Annotated in this window: 17 protein-coding genes; 8 read left to right on the top strand and 9 right to left on the bottom strand. The window is 57.4% G+C overall.

Features of this window, described 5'->3' with window-relative positions:
- Positions 1-311: 311 nt before the first annotated feature.
- The 3 genes from D8779_RS13665 (at position 312) to hda (ending at position 3,275) form a co-directional block, all read left to right on the top strand.
- On the top strand, positions 312-1,361 hold the full coding sequence (locus tag D8779_RS13665) for a DUF2066 domain-containing protein (RefSeq protein WP_136665024.1): 1,050 nt from the start codon (positions 312-314) through the stop codon (positions 1,359-1,361).
- A gap of 121 nt (positions 1,362-1,482) precedes the next feature.
- Entirely contained in the window at positions 1,483-2,574 is a 1,092-nt protein-coding gene (locus D8779_RS13660) for an AI-2E family transporter (RefSeq protein ID WP_136665023.1), read from the top strand.
- The gene (gene hda / locus D8779_RS13655) at positions 2,571-3,275 is read left to right on the top strand and encodes a DnaA regulatory inactivator Hda (RefSeq protein ID WP_136665022.1); all 705 of its coding nucleotides are present in this window, start codon (positions 2,571-2,573) and stop codon (positions 3,273-3,275) included. Before D8779_RS13660 ends, hda begins: the two co-directional genes overlap by 4 nt.
- Before the next feature lie 42 nt (positions 3,276-3,317).
- Here hda and D8779_RS13650 read toward each other — a convergent pair whose 3' ends face one another.
- From D8779_RS13650 to arsC, 3 genes are read right to left on the bottom strand one after another with little or no spacing between them, the layout of a single operon-like run.
- On the bottom strand, positions 3,318-3,728 hold the full coding sequence (locus D8779_RS13650; RefSeq protein ID WP_136665021.1) for a DUF2069 domain-containing protein: 411 nt from the start codon (positions 3,726-3,728) through the stop codon (positions 3,318-3,320).
- Positions 3,721-4,326 (bottom strand): NAD(P)H:quinone oxidoreductase, encoded by a 606-nt coding sequence (gene wrbA / locus D8779_RS13645; RefSeq protein WP_136665020.1) that lies wholly within the window; start codon positions 4,324-4,326, stop codon positions 3,721-3,723. The genes D8779_RS13650 and wrbA overlap by 8 nt, the downstream gene beginning before the upstream one ends.
- The gene (arsC, locus tag D8779_RS13640) at positions 4,323-4,676 is read right to left on the bottom strand and encodes an arsenate reductase (glutaredoxin) (protein WP_136665019.1); all 354 of its coding nucleotides are present in this window, start codon (positions 4,674-4,676) and stop codon (positions 4,323-4,325) included. Before arsC ends, wrbA begins: the two co-directional genes overlap by 4 nt.
- Positions 4,677-4,780: 104 nt before the next feature.
- Here arsC and D8779_RS13635 point away from each other — a divergent pair, with 104 nt between their 5' ends.
- A complete protein-coding gene (locus D8779_RS13635; RefSeq protein ID WP_136665018.1) occupies positions 4,781-6,004 on the top strand; it encodes a virulence factor BrkB family protein in 1,224 nt (407 codons plus the stop codon).
- A gap of 167 nt (positions 6,005-6,171) precedes the next feature.
- Entirely contained in the window at positions 6,172-6,378 is a 207-nt protein-coding gene (locus D8779_RS20840) for a hypothetical protein (RefSeq protein WP_136665017.1), read from the top strand.
- A gap of 50 nt (positions 6,379-6,428) precedes the next feature.
- On the opposite strand, the gene D8779_RS13625 is transcribed toward D8779_RS20840, so the two are convergent.
- Entirely contained in the window at positions 6,429-6,821 is a 393-nt protein-coding gene (locus D8779_RS13625; RefSeq protein WP_136665016.1) for a hypothetical protein, read from the bottom strand.
- A gap of 139 nt (positions 6,822-6,960) precedes the next feature.
- Positions 6,961-8,370: a PilZ domain-containing protein gene (locus tag D8779_RS13620; protein ID WP_136665015.1), complete on the bottom strand. Its 1,410-nt coding sequence runs from the start codon at positions 8,368-8,370 to the stop codon at positions 6,961-6,963.
- A 30-nt stretch (positions 8,371-8,400) separates the two neighbouring features.
- On the opposite strand from D8779_RS13620, the gene D8779_RS13615 reads away from it, so the two are divergent.
- Together D8779_RS13615 and D8779_RS13610 are read left to right on the top strand one after the other, a co-directional pair.
- Entirely contained in the window at positions 8,401-8,880 is a 480-nt protein-coding gene (locus tag D8779_RS13615; RefSeq protein WP_136665014.1) for a TlpA disulfide reductase family protein, read from the top strand.
- A gap of 4 nt (positions 8,881-8,884) precedes the next feature.
- Entirely contained in the window at positions 8,885-9,160 is a 276-nt protein-coding gene (locus D8779_RS13610) for an acylphosphatase (protein ID WP_136665013.1), read from the top strand.
- A 121-nt stretch (positions 9,161-9,281) separates the two neighbouring features.
- Here the strand turns inward: D8779_RS13610 and D8779_RS13605 are convergent, their stop codons facing one another.
- Genes D8779_RS13605 through D8779_RS13595 form a run of 3 tightly spaced genes read right to left on the bottom strand, consistent with a single transcriptional unit; the run spans position 9,282 to position 12,557 of the window.
- Positions 9,282-9,854, bottom strand: a complete 573-nt coding sequence (locus D8779_RS13605) for a lytic transglycosylase domain-containing protein (RefSeq protein WP_136665012.1) — start codon at positions 9,852-9,854, stop codon at positions 9,282-9,284.
- Positions 9,855-9,861: 7 nt separating this feature from the next.
- The gene (locus D8779_RS13600; RefSeq protein ID WP_136665011.1) at positions 9,862-10,815 is read right to left on the bottom strand and encodes a hypothetical protein; all 954 of its coding nucleotides are present in this window, start codon (positions 10,813-10,815) and stop codon (positions 9,862-9,864) included.
- A gap of 26 nt (positions 10,816-10,841) precedes the next feature.
- Positions 10,842-12,557: a proline--tRNA ligase gene (locus D8779_RS13595; RefSeq protein ID WP_136665010.1), complete on the bottom strand. Its 1,716-nt coding sequence runs from the start codon at positions 12,555-12,557 to the stop codon at positions 10,842-10,844.
- Between the two features lie 114 nt (positions 12,558-12,671).
- Here D8779_RS13595 and D8779_RS13590 point away from each other — a divergent pair, with 114 nt between their 5' ends.
- Positions 12,672-13,079 carry a PaaI family thioesterase gene (locus tag D8779_RS13590; RefSeq protein WP_136665166.1) on the top strand — a complete coding sequence of 136 codons (408 nt, stop codon included), beginning with the start codon at positions 12,672-12,674 and terminating at the stop codon, positions 13,077-13,079.
- A 64-nt stretch (positions 13,080-13,143) separates the two neighbouring features.
- Here D8779_RS13590 and D8779_RS13585 read toward each other — a convergent pair whose 3' ends face one another.
- Positions 13,144-14,427, bottom strand: coding sequence for an OprD family porin (locus tag D8779_RS13585; protein ID WP_136665009.1), 1,284 nt, complete (start codon positions 14,425-14,427; stop codon positions 13,144-13,146).
- Between the last annotated feature and the right edge of the window lie 328 nt (positions 14,428-14,755).

The raw sequence follows: 14,755 nt of genomic DNA, 5'->3' as shown, positions 1-14,755 counted from the left end.
TTAAGGGGGAGTTCGGATAGGCACCGTCGCTTATGGCGGCGGTCTGCGAAGGCGCGCGATTTTATCAGGCTTGCCCGGCAGCGGCCACCCGCTAAGGTTGCGGGTCTGCAGGTGGCTGTTTAAGGTAGCCGGGTGTTGCGAATCTGCTCGCTGTTGGCGGTCCGAGGCTGAAAATGGCTTTGGAATGGGTGTTAACAGCCCCTAAACTCCTGAGTGTTAGCCGTTTGCGCTAATCCCGTGTGGCATAGATTGATCGCCACTGTTGTTAAATTTGGCCTGCGCGCCACTTTCCGTCCGTCGAGAATCCATCCATGCGTTTGACCGCTCGCCTGCTTCTTGTCTGTTTGTCGCTGTCCGGCCTACCAGCCTTGGCTGCGCCCGTGAATGGCCTGTACCAAGTCCGCGAAGCGGTTAGCAGTCAGCAGCCGGAAGAGCGCGCTGCTGCATTGAACCGTGCATTGGCGACCTTGGTGCTGCGTTTAACCGGCAGCACTGATGCTGCGCAGAGCCCTGCATTAGCGGCGCTGCGTAAGGACCCGCAGCAAATCGTCAGTCAATATGGTTATGAGGGCGAGACACTGCTGGTCGATTTTGACCCGCTCAGCACCGACCGTAGCCTACGTCAGGCAGGTTTGGCACTGTGGGGCGCAAATCGCCCGAGCATTTTGCTGTGGTGGTTGAGTGATGCCAGCGACGGCACTCGCCTGCTCGGCGATGGTCAAGCCGCTGCTAAATCGGTCAATCAGGCCGCGCAGCATCGCGGTTTGCCGTTGCGTTTACCCTTGGCCGATCTTTCTGAGCAACTGGTGGCCGTGCCCGAAAATCTCACGGCGAATGATCCTGCCGCGTTGCGAGATGCGTCTGAGCGCTACGCCGCTGATGCGTTATTAGCCGTCGTGGCGAGCGAAGCTAACGATCAGTGGCAGGCAGAGTGGCGACTGTGGTTGGGTGATGAGCGTGAACAGGGGACTGTGCAGGGCGCCGATCAGGCCGCGCTGGCGGATGCCATCCTGTTGGCGGTTAATCAGCGTCTGGCGCCACGTTTTACTGTGGCGGCCGGTGCTGCTACTGGCCTGAGCGTGCAAGTGCAGGGCGTCGATCTGGCGCGCTACGCCGAATTGCAGCGCATTCTTGAACCCTTTGCCGCGCAACTGCGCAAGGTTGAGGGCGATACGCTGACCTTTACCGTTAATGCCAATGCCGAACAGTTGCGTGCACAACTGGGGCTGGCGCGGTTGCAGGAGTTGCCGGCAGAAGCTCCGGCAGTTGATGCAGGCCAACCTGTGACACCGCTTTCCAGCGGCACTGAGCCCGTTGCGCCAACAGTGCCGCGTGACGATGTGCTGAGGTTTCGCTGGTAGACTGCAGCCTTTACCCGGTTCATTGACGTGCCGCAGCCTGTTGAGCTGCGGTTTTTCTATGCAGTGAGTGTTACTGGGCTGGTTTTTTCCGGATGAAATGTAGGCATATGGAGGGCAGGGCATGATCGACTCGCATCGTTGGATATGGATAGTCGCCGCGTTGCTGCTGGGCGGCCTGCTGTACCTGTTGGCTCCGATACTCTCGCCATTCCTGATTGGCGTTCTGCTGGCTTATATGGGCGACCCTCTGGTTGATCGCTTAGAGCGCTGGAAGCTGTCTCGGACCTGGGGCGTGGTGGTAGTTTTTGCATTGATTAGCCTGGTTATGGCCATTCTGTTGCTGGTTTTGGTGCCGATGTTGGGCAAGCAGTTGGTGCGTCTGTATGAGCTAGTACCGCAAGTACTCGACTGGATGCAGCACCAGGCGTTGCCCTGGGTTCAGCTCAAGTTTGGTTTAAATGAAGGTTTCTGGCGGTTTGACCAATTGAAGGAAGCGCTGTCCGGTGAGTTGGGAAAAACCACCGATATCGTTGGCATGCTGCTGTCCAAAGTCACCGCTTCGGGCCTGGCGTTGCTGGCCTGGCTGGCCAACCTGCTATTGATTCCAGTGGTGAGCTTCTACCTGATGCGCGATTGGGATCTGATGGTCGCCAAATTGCGTAATCTGCTGCCACGCGGCCGTGAAGGCCTGGTGGTGCAGCTGTTCGGTGAATGCCATGAAGTGCTCGGGGCCTTTCTACGCGGCCAACTGCTGGTGATGTTGGCGCTCGGCGTGATGTATGCCACAGGGCTGATGGCGATAGGCTTGGAGCTTGGCTTGCTGATCGGTGTGTTGGCTGGCTTGGCCAGTATCGTGCCGTACCTTGGCGTCGTAGTGGGTATCGGCGCGGCGCTCACGGCTGGCCTGTTCCAGTTCGGTTTGGACGTCTACCCGCTGCTGGGTATTGCGGCCGTATTTGTCGTGGGGCAGATGCTCGAAGGCATGCTATTGACGCCATTGCTGGTGGGCGACCGCATCGGTCTACACCCAGTTGCGGTGATCTTCGCGATCATGGCCGGCGGCCAACTGTTTGGTTTTACCGGCATCTTGCTGGCCCTTCCGGTGGCTGCGGTTATTATGGTTTTAGTGCGCTATCTGCATGATTTATATAAACTTTCAAATCTTTACTCTGAACCAGCGAGCGCTCCTGTCGAGCCGCCCAATCCCGCATGACACCCATACAGCTGCCTCTAAGTGTGCGTCTGCGCGATGACGCCACTTTCGCGAACTATTACCCTGGCGCGAACCCTGCTGCGTTGGGTTATGTCGAGCGCTTGTGTGAAGCCGACGCCGGCTGGACGGAAAGCCTGATCTATCTATGGGGCGGCGAGGGCGTTGGTCGCAGCCATTTGTTGCAGGCAGCCTGTTTGCGCTTTGAGCAACGTGGTGAGCCGGCGGTTTACCTGCCGCTTGCCGAGGTGGTCGAGTATGGCCCTGCGTTGCTGGACAACCTGGAGCGGTGTGAGCTGGTCTGTCTGGATGACTTGGATGCGGTGGCGGGGCGTAATGACTGGGAAGAGGCGTTGTTCCACCTGTTCAACCGGCTGCGTGACAGCGGCCGGCGCTTGTTATTGGCCGCCAACAGCTCGCCGCGCGAGTTACCGGTGCAACTGGCAGACCTCAAATCACGCCTGACGCTGGCACTGGTGTTTCAGCTGCAGTCACTCTCCGATGAGGACAAGCTGCGTGCCCTGCAACTGCGTGCATCGCGCCGTGGTTTGCACTTGGGTGATGACGTTGGACGGTTTATCCTCACCCGTGGCGAACGCAGCATGAGTGCTCTGTTCGAGCTGCTCGAACGCCTGGATCAGGCGTCGTTGCAAGCTCAGCGCAAGCTGACTATCCCCTTTCTCAAAGAAACCCTGGGCTGGTAAAGCTGGTCGAGCGCGATTAGAGCGTTACATCGGGCTTCACACCTAGATTTCCCCAGCCACCTTACGTTCGTACTGGAAGCGCCAGCGAGTAAACATTAGCGCGGCGCAGAACAGGCTGAAGCTCAGGCCCGCCAATAACCAGCCGTACAGCGCCTTACTCGGGTCGAAGGCTGCCAGTACGCCCTGGATAAAGTACAGGTTGACCACGAAGCAGGCCCAGGCGTGGGCGCGAGCGTTGCCGAGGATCAGCCCTGGCGCCAGCAATAGTAGCGGCGCGAGTTGAGCGACAAGAATCACCCAAAGCAGTTTGCTGGGGACGTTGGCAAACCATAGGTTCCACACCAGCAACAAGGCACCGAGGCCAAAAAAGCTCAGCAGGCTGGCTGCACGGCTCAAGCTCAAGCGTGGTTGTAGCCACTCCAGTGTGGGCAGCGGTTTTGCTGTTTTAGCCACGGGCACTCTCCAATTTTGTTGCTGTGTGCGCCAAGCGTTGACCAAGCGCTCGGCACAGGGCGACTTCATGCTCGTCGAGGGCGCGTTTGCCATCGGCGCTGGCATGATGACTGGCGCCATATGGCGTGCCGCCACCCCGGGTTTCTAGCAGTGCGGCTTCGCTGTAGGGCAGCCCGGTCACCAGCATGCCGTGGTGCAGTAACGGCAGCAGCATCGACAGCAGAGTGGTTTCTTGGCCACCATGTAAACTTGCGGTTGAGGTGAAAACCCCTGCCGGTTTGCCAACCAGCCCACCGGTCAGCCACAGGCCGCTGGTGCCATCGATAAAGTACTTGAGTGGCGCGGCCATATTGCCGAAGCGGGTTGGGCTACCGAGAGCCAAGCCGGCGCAGTTTTTCAGGTCATCCAGGCTGGCGTACAACGCGCCCTCTGCCGGAATGTCCGCAGCAACCGCCTCGCAGTCGGCGGACACGGCCGGCACTGTGCGCAGGCGTGCTTCCAACCCTCCCATCTCGACGCCGCGGGCAATCTGCCGAGCCATTTCGGCGGTGGCGCCATGACGGCTGTAATACAGGACCAGAATGTAGGGGGCGCTCACGGTAGGATCTCCAGGATGTTCTCAGGCGGGCGGCCGATGACGGCCTTATCGCCCACCACCAAAATCGGTCGCTCAATCAGTTTTGGCTGGCTGACCATGGCGGCAATCAACTGCTCGTCAGTGAGTTTTAGGTCGCTCAGGCCAAGCGTCTTGTATTCCTCTTCGCCGGTTCGCAGCAGTTGCCGTGGGCTCAGGCTGAGCTTGGTCAACAACGCCTGTAATTGTAAGGCGCTCAGAGGTGTTTCCAGGTAGCGAACGATGGTTGGGGTGAGTCCGCGCGTTTCGAGCAATTGCAATGCACTGCGCGATTTTGAGCAGCGCGGGTTATGGTAGAGCGTCATGTCGGTCATGTACGGGTCGCCTGATACATTCGATGGCGGCTATTCTAACCGTTAACGGCATCTACGCCTGCGCCTGTAGCAGGTGCCGAAATGCAAATGGCTAAGGAGAGGGCATGCTGCAGCGCGTTAATGATCTGTGGGATTTCTGGCGTTTTTTGTTACAGCGCTTTATTGCTGATCAAGGCACCAGTAATGCCGCTGCGTTGACCTATACCACCCTGTTTGCGGTGGTACCGATGATGACTGTGACCTTCTCCATGCTCTCAGCCATTCCCGCGTTTCAGGATACCGGCGAGCAAATCCAGAGTTTTATCTTCCGTAATTTCGTCCCCTCTGCCGGTGAAGCTCTGCAGCAATACCTGCGCGACTTCACGACCCAGGCGCGCCAGCTGACCTGGATTGGCGTAGCGGTGTTGGCGGCGACAGCGTTCTGGATGCTGGTGACCATTGAGAAAACCTTCAACACCATTTGGCGAGTGCGTCAGCCACGTCGGGGCGTTTCGAGCTTTCTGCTGTATTGGGCGATTCTCAGCTTGGGCCCGCTGTTGCTTGGGGGTGGCTTTGCGATCAGCACCTACTTTACCTCGCTGTCTTTGATTTCCGGCCCAGATGCCTTGCTCGGTGCGCAGGCGTTGCTGAAGTTTATGCCGCTGTTGTTTAGCGTGGCGGCGTTCACCTTGTTATATGCCACGGTGCCGAATGCTCAGGTGCCGATTCGACATGCATTGATGGGTGGTTTGTTTACGGCAGTGCTGTTCGAAGTGGCGAAAATGCTGTTCGGGCTATATGTGCGCTTGTTCCCGGGCTATCAACTGATTTATGGCGCATTTGCCACGGTGCCGCTGTTTCTTCTGTGGATCTATGTGTCTTGGTTGATCGTGTTGTTCGGTGCGGAGTTGGTATGCAACCTGGGGTTTTCCCAGCAGTGGCGCAAGCGTGCCGTGCCACGCCTGTTGATGGCGCTGGGTGTTTTGCGGGTGTTTTATGAGCGCCAGCAATCGGGCTTGAAAGTACGACTGCGTGATGTACAACGTCAGGGTTGGTTATTGGCAGAACATGAGTGGGAAGAGATTTTGGTCTTTCTCGAGCAGCAAAAGCTGATTGCCCCGACCGCGACCGGTACCTGGGTGTTGAGCCGCGATCTGGGCAATTATTCACTCCAGCAATTGCTTAGTCATAGTCCTTGGCCGCTGCCAAGGGCAGAAAACTTACCCGAGCAGCTTGATGAGGCTTGGTACCCAGCGCTGCGCAGTGGCCTGGAGAAGTTGCAGGACGAGCAGGCCGCGCTGTTTGGCGAAGACCTGGCGCAGTGGCTGCAGCCGCAACCCGCCGAGTGACGTAAAACGTCAGTTTGCGGCGTTGTGCTGATGGCGCATGATGGCACGTGTGACCATGGAGGTCGGTAAACGCGGCTACAAGGAAGCTGGCACGCTTCTGGCTATCTATCTGGTAGATAGCAATCAAGTTGCCAGCAGGGCAGGGATTGGCGGAGTGTAAAGGCGTTATGACAGCCACTAAAGGCAATGTGATTTATCTGTACCAGCGGGATCCTCAAGAGGCGCTTGAACGCCTCAATCGCATTACCGGATTGAGCTTCAGCAGCTGGCCACAGTCTCTGGTCAGTGCCAGTGTATGTCCCGCGCAACCTGAAGGTGTTGCGCAGCCTGATTCAGGCTCCGAGCTTGGGTCTGCCGAAATGCTCTCGGGCTAAACGCAAAATCCCGCGTCAGCGCGCGGGATTTGTGCAGCCGTCTGGCGCTATCAGGCCAGTGCTTGGCGGCTATCGGTTTGTGATAACTCGACTGCCTGCACAAATAATTCTTCGACGACCAGGCTGGTAGCTGGAACGGCAGAACGAAGACGTATCTGCATTTCTTCGATTTTTAGCTTCACCGGAAGGCGGGCCAAGCTCGAAAGCAAAATCTTGCCGTGCTGGTTTACTTTGCCATGGTCGACCATCACCTCACGGCGTGTGCTGCCATCGCGGTAGTTGATCAGCAGCGATACCGGCAAATTGGCCAGCCCTGGCAAGTGCAGCCAGGCGGCTACGTTGAATTCCGCAACGCGCCCTTCGTACGGGGTGACCTGTAACCGGGCGAGATTAACGATGGCAGAAGGCACAGGGCCGACTAACTTATCGAGGGCTTGGGTCATGGGTGTATTCCAGGCTAGTAACAGATCGCATCAAGCGTGAGTGCGATGAATTATAAGCTTGGGCCATCTGATGAAACTGTGCGCTCGGCCGACGTTCGGCGTGACCGTTCTCGCAGTTTTAGCGTATCGGCAAAAAGGCTTAGGCCAGTTGCATCGGGTAGCGAGTGACGGATGCGGTAAGCAGATTGGCAGTCGGCAGTGGCATGATTGCTTGGTTGTGTGCGCTGGCCAGTTGTAGCCAGACATTTTCCCCCTCAACAAACTGTCCATTAGGCAGCCACAAACCATGGTGCCAGCCATTACCTGGCGCTGGTGTGCTTTGTAGCACGCCAGGGTGGGTCTGGGCGCTGGGCGCGCGCCGCAACCAGACTGGGCGCGGCAGGCCTTTCAGGTAGCGCAGGCCGAGGTGCAGGCCTTCGCTGTTGAGGTGGCGCCAACGCACCAGGGCCAGGGTCGGCGTGTCGCTGCCGGTGATCAATAGCACAAGCTGGCCTACCGACAGTTGCGCGGCTTGATCGGCATTGCATAACAAGCGTGCGCCGCCTGCGCTGGCATCCAGCATCTGGGCGCTGGTACGCAGCGGCCGCTGTTCCAGCAACTGCGCATGGATACCGGGCAGCCCGACGATTAAATTGCATTCGGAGCTATGGTCCGCTCGGGTGTGGCGACGCTGTTGGCGGCCCAGCCAATGCTGTTGCACACGCTCGAGTACCTGGCGTTGTGCCTTACTTTGTAGTGGTGCTGGCTCATGCAGGGCGACCAGCAGAGCGCCTAGCTCAAAGCGGCGTAAGTAATCAGGCCCACCTTCTGAGGTTTGGGCATAACTTAGGCAGGGTTGAGCCTCAGTGAGATCGATGGTCGGTCCTTCGACCTCGTCATCTTCATCCCAAGGCAGCAAGCGCGCCAGGTCGGCCAGCGGTGAGAGTGCTCCGAACAGCAGGGCGCATTCACCGTCAGCCAGGTGGAATGGGTTACTCAGTGCCAGCAGGAGCATCTGTTGGTAGAGGCCGCGTAACGTGTTTGCCGGCTGCGGGATAAACGCAGCGGCGATTGGCTCGTCCAGGCAGTCTTGATGTTCGCCAATCCAGTACAGCAGATGGCTATCGCGCCACAGACTTGAGGGCGGCTCTTGATACAGCTGATAGTGGCGCAGCAGGCTCTGCGCGAGAAAGTGCTGGGCCATGTACAAGCACCAGGCCAGGTGTGGGCGTGATGGCTGACGCCCTTGCAGGATTTGCAGGAGCAGACGTTTGAAGCCTATGGCCAGTTCATCGCATAAATGCACGAACAATGCCGTGGGTGGATGTTCGCCTTGATAGGCCTTGCTGTAGTGGCGGTAATGGTCACTGAAGCTTTGCAGTGCGCGCTGCCTTTCGAGTAAGGTCATGGCGCTACGGTTAAGACTGAAAAGCAGGCTGAGCACTTGCTGCAATGCCGCCTCCGGCGATTGCAGGCGCGCTTGTGTCAGTTGCTCGTTGAGGTCGGCCAGTGGCGCGACCTCGGTTTCGAGGATGTCTGGCACTTCCAGGCGCAAGGCATCTAATGTCATATCAACCTTATGGAATCAGGGAGCGAGTGCATGGGAATGCGTTTCCAGGCGGTCATTCGTGCTGTTGCGGGTGTAGGCATAGGTCTGATTCTGGCCGGTTGTGCTGAAGACATAGGCGTGGATCAATATGGACGAAAGGTAGCGGTTGAGCGCCTGGAAGGCCAGTGGTTAGTAATTAATTACTGGGCACAGTGGTGCGCACCTTGCCGCACCGAAATTCCGGAGCTCAATACATTGGCCGCGCAGCTCAGTGAGCAATCCGTGCAGGTATTGGGCGTGAATTTCGATGCGCTACAAGGCGAGAAACTCAATCAAGCGGCGCAAGACATGGGCATCGCCTTTACCGTCCTGGCTAAAGATCCTGCCGAGCGTTACCAGTTACCGCGTGCTGAGGTGTTACCCGTGACCTATATCGTCGACGATCAGGGCCGTATGCGTGAGCGCTTGCTGGGTGAGCAGACGGCCGCCGGTTTGACTGTCCGCCTAACGGAACTCAAGGCCGAGGGCTAATACCATGGCGCATATCTGTAAACATGGCTATATCAGCGGTCGGGTTCAGGGCGTGCACTTTCGTCAGGCGACTGCAGAGCAGGCCGAGCGTCTCGAACTCGATGGTTGGGTGCGCAATCTGGAAGACGGTCGTGTCGAGGTGCTGTTCGAGGGTGATGAAGCGGCTGTGGCCGAGCTGGCAGACTGGTTGCAACAGGGGCCTGAAGCTGCTGAGGTGGCTGTGCTGGAACTCCAGGACCAGGCGCTGCAGGGGATTGCTGGATTTATCGTGCGGCGCTAAATCTACTCAGCCCCTTGGATGGGTTGAGCGCAGCGATACCCATCTGAGTCGTTCATGGGTTACGCGGCGCATAGGGTTTCCCGTTGTGCTTGTGCCTTGTACTCCGAGCCGCTAACCCATCCTACGGTTTGACGTACCAGAAGTCGTGCCAGAATCCGACCACCTTGGACGAGTAGGTGAGCTTGCCGAGGCTGCCGTTATAGCGTGCCAGCGCCCGGTTTAGATCGCCGTTTTCTTTGCGCAGATAGAAGCTGAGTATGGTGCAGCCGTAGCGCAGGTTAGTGGCGTTGTCAGTGAGGTTGTCCTGTGGGCGGCCCAGTTCGGCTTTCCAGAATGGCATTACCTGCATCATGCCTTGGGCACCGACTGAGGAGATGGCAAAACGATCAAAATGGCTTTCGGCATGAATCAGCGCGATCACCAGATCGGGGCGCAAGCTGGCTTTGCTGGCTTCGCGATGCACGAGCCTGAGCAGGCTCAGGCGCTCTTCTTCATGCGGTATATAGCGGCGCATGCGGGTGGACATATCCAGCAGCCAGACTTCGGCCTCGAAGCGATCCTGAAAGCTGTCGGCCTGGGCGACGGTCTGCTGCAGCAGCGTGCGCAATTCAGGTTCCGGTGCCTGGCGCACGTCGGCATACGTCATCGCACATAGCAGCAGGCCGAGGAGGGCGCAGATTAAGCGCGGCAACATGCCCGTGTTAATCGTTGCCAGGGTCGGCAACCAGGCGGCCGGCGTCCTTGGTCAGAGCCAGCAGGAATATCTTCTGCAATTCCGGATCATTGCGGGTCAGTTCGATCAGGCTTTGTTCCAGCTCGCTAGCTTCCTCTTCGAGACCCAGCTCAGACAGGCGTTTGACCCGGTGTACCCACTGGGCAACGTCGTCATCTTCAAGATCGTCGTAAATCAGTCTGTGAGCTTCCTGCAGCTTGCCGCGTAGGGTGCGGCTGACCAGTAGGGAGGCATCGGCACGGGCAGAGCCCTGTTCGTCTTCAACCGTCAGCAGCAGCGTGCTGATGCGCGTGACATCCTCTTCGGCAAACGGGCTGTCGAGCAGGTTCAGGCGCAGGATGCCGTTACGGTCGGTGAGCAGTTCATGGTTCTGCTCGCCGGCTTTAACCAGTACCGGGCGCTCGGCCCACGGCAGGCTGGAATACTCCATGCGCGCATCCTGACGGCGTTCCTCAAGGCTGGCGAGGTTCTGCTGCGAGCGACCGTTGGATTCGACGTTCATCGCTGGGTTGAGTCCAGCAAAACCGTAACTGATCCAGTCCTTGGTCACGGTATCAGGCAGGCTGCCGAGCAGTACCACGTTGAGTGCGTTGGCGCCGATGCCACCGACTACCGCTAATGCCCCCAGTGGCACTTCATACAACTCGCGCCAGGGTTGGTAGGGGGTGTAGCGGTCATAGCGGCGCGTCACATCAAACGCGGTGACCTCGAAAGCCTTCTGTTCATGCACACGCACACGACGTTGTGGCAACTCCAGTACGCGTGGTTCGCCGACATCAATCTGCAGACTGTGGTCGAGCAATTTGCGCTCGACGCGCTCCTCATGCTCGCTGCGTTGCGGCAACTGGTTGGCGCAACCGCTGAGAAGCAGAGAGCCACCCACAAGGGTGGCGATGAGGCTGAGGGTGTTTCGCTTGAACATGACGACTCTTGCTGAAAGGGCTGAGATCAGTGGCTTATGCGGGCCTGGACAAAGCTCAGAATGTCGGCCACGGGCACGGCCTGGGCTTCGGTTTCCTTGCGGCTCTTGTATTCCAGGTTACCTTCGGCCAGGCCGCGATCGCTGACGACGATGCGATGCGGGATGCCGATCAGTTCCATGTCCGCGAATTTGATGCCTGGGCTGGTTTTTTTGTCACGGTCATCGAGCAGTACTTCGAAACCGGCAGCGGTAAGTTCGGCATACAGCTTGTCGGTGGCTTCGCGCACCGCCTCGGTCTCGTAACGCAGCGGCACCAGGGCGATATGGAAAGGCGCAAGAGCATCATTCCAGAGAATGCCACGCTCATCATTGTTCTGCTCGATGGCTGCTGCCACTACGCGGGAAACACCGATGCCATAGCAACCCATGGCAAGAGTTACCGGCTTGCCGTTCTCACCGAGCACCTGGCAGTTCAGCGCTTCGCTGTACTTGGTGCCGAGTTGGAAGATATGCCCGACTTCGATGCCGCGCTTGATTTCCAGAGTGCCTTTGCCGTCCGGGCTTGGATCGCCGGCCAACACATTGCGCAGGTCAGCAACTTCCGGCAGCGGTAGATCGCGCTCCCAGTTCACGCCGAAATAGTGCTTGTCGTCGATGTTGGCGCCAGAGGCGAAGTCGCTCATCAAGGCAACCGAGCGGTCGATGATGCACGGAATCGGCAGATTAACCGGGCCCAGCGAACCAGGGCCTGCGCCGATGGCCGCGCGAATTTCGGCTTCGTTGGCGAACACCAGCGGGCTGGCAACCAGCTCAAGGTTGGCGGCCTTGATCTCATTGAGTTCGTGGTCGCCACGTACGATCAACGCCACCAAGGTGCCTTTTTTAGCGCCATGCACCATCAGGGTCTTGATGGTTTTTTCGATGGCCAGACCAAAGCCTTGAACCAGCGCGTCGATAGTCTTGGTGTCTGGGGTTTCAACCATGCGCATGCTTTCAGTCGCCACGCCACGGCTGCTTTCGCGCGGAACCGCTTCGGCTTTCTCGATATTGGCGGCGTAATCGGAGCTGTCGCTGAAGGCAATATCGTCTTCGCCGGAATCGGCCAGTACGTGGAATTCGTGGGAGCCAGTACCGCCGATGGAGCCGGTGTCAGCCTGCACAGGGCGGAAGTTCAGGCCCAGGCGGGTAAATACGTTGCAATAGGCCTGATGCATGATGTCATAGGTCTGCTGCAACGACGCTTGGTCGACGTGAAAGGAGTAAGCATCCTTCATGATGAACTCGCGGCCACGCATCAAGCCAAAGCGCGGACGGATTTCGTCGCGGAACTTGGTTTGGATCTGATACAGATTGATTGGCAGCTGCTTGTAGCTATTTAGCTCGTTGCGCGCCAGGTCTGTGATCACTTCTTCGTGAGTCGGGCCTGCGCAAAAATCGCGACCGTGACGATCTTTCATGCGCAGCAGCTCGGGGCCGTATTGCTCCCAGCGGCCGGATTCTTGCCACAGTTCGGCAGGCTGAATACCAGGCATCAGCACTTCCAGTGCGCCGGCAGCGTTCATTTCCTCACGTACGACTTTCTCAACCTTGCGCAACACGCGCAGGCCCATGGGCAGCCAGGTGTAGAGGCCAGAAGCCAGCTTGCGAATCATGCCGGCACGCAGCATCAGCTGGTGGCTGATGACGGTGGCATCGGATGGGGTTTCTTTGAGAGTCGAGAGCAGGAACTGGCTGGTACGCATATTTGGCTGTTCTGTCGGTTGCAAGAGATTTTGAATGGCCCGCATTGTACGGTGCCTGTACAGATGCGTACAGGATGCTGGTGTGTGCTTATTAAAGGAGGCGATGTGTCGATATTGACGGCGGAGCAGGTTCAGGCGCTGATTCGGGCAGGGTTGCCGATGGCGGAAGACATTAACTTGTGTATCGATCGGCTGGATGCCAATGGAGCGCTGGCGCGGGTGCCGTTCCACAATAAGTTGGTCCGCCCGGGCGGAACCTTGTCTGGGCCGACCATTATGGCCCTAGCGGACGCGGCGATGTATGCGGTGATACTCGGCAGTCTCGGGCGAGTAGAGATGGCGGTGACGTCGAATTTGAATATCAATTTTCTGGTTAAACCCAAACCAGTTGATCTGTTGGCTCAAGCGCGGATATTGCGGCTGAGCCGTCGCCAGGCTGTTTGCGAGGTTTCGGTTTATTCGCAGGGCAATGAGGAAGAGCTGGTGGCGCATGTGACGGGGACTTATGCGTTGCCACTGTAAGTTTTTAGCAGGCAAAAAAAGCCCGACCTAAGTCGGGCTTTCCTTACCAGCTAAGCAGTCTGAATTACAGAACGCTCAGTGGGTATTCAACGATCAGACGGAAATCGTTCACGTCTGCGCTGTAAGCGTCGTTCATAGCGCTGTTGGCGCGCCAGATCGCACTACGTACGCGGAACGAAAGGTCTTTTGCAGCACCTTCTTGGATTACGTATTTGGTTTCGAAGTCAAATTCGTGTTCCTGGCCTTCGTCAGCGCCCGCAACACCAGTGTCGATACCATTACCGCGGATATAGCGGCTCATGAAGCTCAGGCCTGGAATCCCGTAAGATGCCATGTTCAAGTCATAGCGAACTTGCCAGGAATTTTCATCGGCGCGGTCGAAGTCGGAGAACTGTACCGAGTTAGCCAGGAAAATTGTGCCGCCGCCGTCTACGCCATAAGCATAAGCGGTGTCACCCGAGGAGCGCTGGTGGGCCAGCGTTACAGTGTGTGCTCCGAAGCTGTAGGCAGCAGCCAAGCTCCAGATTTTGTTGTCGACTTCGCCAGACAATTTCTGGCCGTCATCGTTAGTTCTGTAGCCGTTCAGGTCAAAGTTCAGAGCCTGTTCTTCTGCCAGAGGCAGGTTATAGTTCAGGTTGATGTACTGCTTCTTAAAGTGATCTTCAACGTCGGAAGCGTGGATTGCGCCGCTAAAATTATCGGTGAAGCTGTAGCTTGCACCAACGATGTTGGCTTCGGTGAGGCCTAGAGAGTCACGCGAAGTGCGCACTTGGCTGCTCAGACCGGTAAAGCGACCGGCTGTCAGCTCCAAGCCTTCGATTTCGTTACTGGTCAGCAAAGTACCGGTAGCGACTTCTGGCAGGATACGGCTGTCGTCAGTTGCGAAGACTGGGCTGCCGGTCATCTGGTTGCCGTACTTCAGTACGGTGTCCGATACACGGAACTTAATTGCGCCACCAACTTCAGTCTGGGTGTCATCACCACGACCATCGTCGGTTGTTGCGAATTGACCCGTACCATTGCGACCACGGCCGCCGTCAATTTTGATGCTGCTCAGACTGTGTGCGTCTACACCTACACCTACGGTGCCTTGGGTGAAGCCGGATTCTGCAAGTAGGCGGATGCCCAGGCCAGTTTCTTCACGGTAACCAGCAGGATTGGCGGATGAGCTCGCGCCATTACTCGCGCCATTTCTGAAGTCACGGTTCTGGTACAGGATGCGGTTGAAAATGTTGAAGGTACTGTCTTCAAGGAAGCCCTTGGATTCGGACTGGCTTGAGGCAAATGCCATCTGGGTGCTGCCCGCTGCTACTGCGAGTGCGATTACGCTCCACTTCATCACTTGCATCGTGATTGCTCCTTTGGTTTAGAAAAGTTGCGCCGTCCGGCTGGTTGTTATATGGACGACTCTTTTTTTTTGTGTCGGCGATAACTTATAGCACGCTGCCTATGTTGGCGATAGTTGCAATCTATTCATCGCGAATTCTTCACAGCTGTGTCGCAAAAGCTTATGACTCATGTCGCAATTTTGTAGATGCCGCTGGCGTACTTGAAGCTAAAGCTGACGGATTCTTGCGCGTGCTCGCTGATTGCCTAGGCAGTCTAACGGTGCTGTGCGATTCGTCATCGTTTGCATAGCAAAAGTCGTGCACAAACTTCAAAAACTAGATTTTTTA

It is taken from the genome of Pseudomonas leptonychotis, assembly GCF_004920405.1.
GTDB classification, from domain to species: domain Bacteria; phylum Pseudomonadota; class Gammaproteobacteria; order Pseudomonadales; family Pseudomonadaceae; genus Aquipseudomonas; species Aquipseudomonas leptonychotis.
Note: the sequence above shows the minus strand (reverse complement) of the source record. Positions and strands in the feature narration are given on the sequence as shown.